At 70.1% G+C, this 1721-nt stretch carries 1 protein-coding gene; it reads left to right on the forward strand.

Annotated elements, in window-relative coordinates:
* Nucleotides 1–1721 (forward strand): amino acid adenylation domain-containing protein (locus ACGFWE_RS43415; RefSeq protein ID WP_393606209.1); only part of this gene is annotated, 1721 nt, incomplete at both ends.

Consider the following 1721-nt stretch of genomic DNA (forward strand, 5'->3'; position numbering starts at 1 on the left):
GTCGCCGATGCCGACCGGCCGTTGACGGGTCTGGACATCCTCGACCCGGCCGAACGCCACCAGCTCCTCACCACCTGGAACGACACCGCCCGGGAAGAGGCGGACTTTGAGGACGTCGTCGTCCGGATCCGCACGATTGCCGAGGGCACACCCCACGCCATCGCGGTCACCGACGACCACGGCGCCGTCACCTACCGGGAACTGGTCACCCGGGTGGACGGAGTCGCGCAGTGGCTCTGGTCCCGAGGAGCCGGCCCGGAGACGCGGGTCGCCCTCCTGGCCGAAGGCGGCATCGACGCGATCGTGGCCTTCATCGGCATCCTGGCCGCCGGATCCGCGTACGTGCCGCTCGACCCCGGGTCACCCGCCGCTCGCGTGTCGGAACTGCTCTCCGACGCCGGTGTGCGCTGGATCCTGGCGGGCCCCGGCGAAGCGGTGGCGGCCGAGAAGATCGCCGCCGGGAGCGCTGGCGCGGTCGAAGCCGTCCTCGTCGAAAACGCGTGGAGTGACGCGCTGCCGGAATCGACCGTGCGGAAGCCGGACCGGCAGGACCTCGCCTACGTGATCTACACCTCCGGCTCCACCGGTCGACCCAAGGGCGCCATGGTGCACCGCGCGGGCATGGCCAACCACCTCCTCGCAAAGATCGAGGACCTCGGCTTCACCCACGGGGATTCCCTCATCCAGAACGCTCCGCTCACCTTCGACGTCTCCGTCTGGCAGATGCTCGCACCCCTGGTCGTCGGCGGCCGGGTTCGCGCCGTCGGCTCCGCCACGGGTGCCGATCCCGCAGCACTCTTCGGGACCGTCGACACCGAGTCCGTCTCCGTCCTGGAAGTTGTCCCCTCGCTGCTGAGAGCGACGCTGGACCAGTGGGACGACGGGCTGCCCGTGCCCGAACTGCGAGGCCTCCGGCACCTGATGGCCACTGGCGAGGACTTGCCGGCCGACCTCTGCCGCCGCTGGTTCGCGCGTTTCCCGCACATCCCGATCACCAACGCCTATGGCCCGGCCGAATGCTCCGACGACGTCGCGCACGCTGCGATCACGTCCGCGCCCCTCCGGGACGGAGGGCCGGTCCCGATTGGATCACCCGTTCGAAACACTCAGCTCCATGTGCTGGGCGACAGGCTGGAGCTCCTGCCGGTTGGCGTCGAGGGAGACCTCTACGTGGGCGGTGCCGGCGTCGGGCGAGGCTATCTGGACGACCCGGCGAAGACGGCGACCGCGTTCCTGCCGGACCCCTTCTCCACGATCCCCGGCAGCCGCATGTACTTCACGGGCGACCGTGTCCGGCGTCGCGCGGACGGTCAGCTCGAGTTCCTCGGACGCCAGGACCACCAGGTCAAGATCCGCGGCCGTCGCGTCGAACTCGGTGAGATCCAGGCCGCCCTGCGTGCCGCGGCCGGCGTTTCCGACGCGGTCGTCGTACTGGTCCCGGCTCCCGAAGGCCAGCCGCAGCTCGTCGGCTACGTCGCGGGAACTGCCGACCCACAGGCCGTACGCGCCCACGCCGCGGGTCTCCTGCCGGAGTTCATGGTGCCGGCGGTGGTGGTGGTGCTGGATGTGCTGCCGTTGTCGGTGAACGGGAAGGTGGATCGTGCTGCGTTGCCTGTGCCGGAGTTCGGTGTGGGTGGGGTGGGGCGTGGTCCGCGGAGTCCGCAGGAGGAGATTTTGTGCGGGTTGTTCGCGGAGGTGCTGGGGGTTTCGCGGGTTGGTAT

Source organism: Streptomyces sp. NPDC048523, assembly GCF_043199815.1.
Classification (GTDB): domain Bacteria; phylum Actinomycetota; class Actinomycetes; order Streptomycetales; family Streptomycetaceae; genus Streptomyces.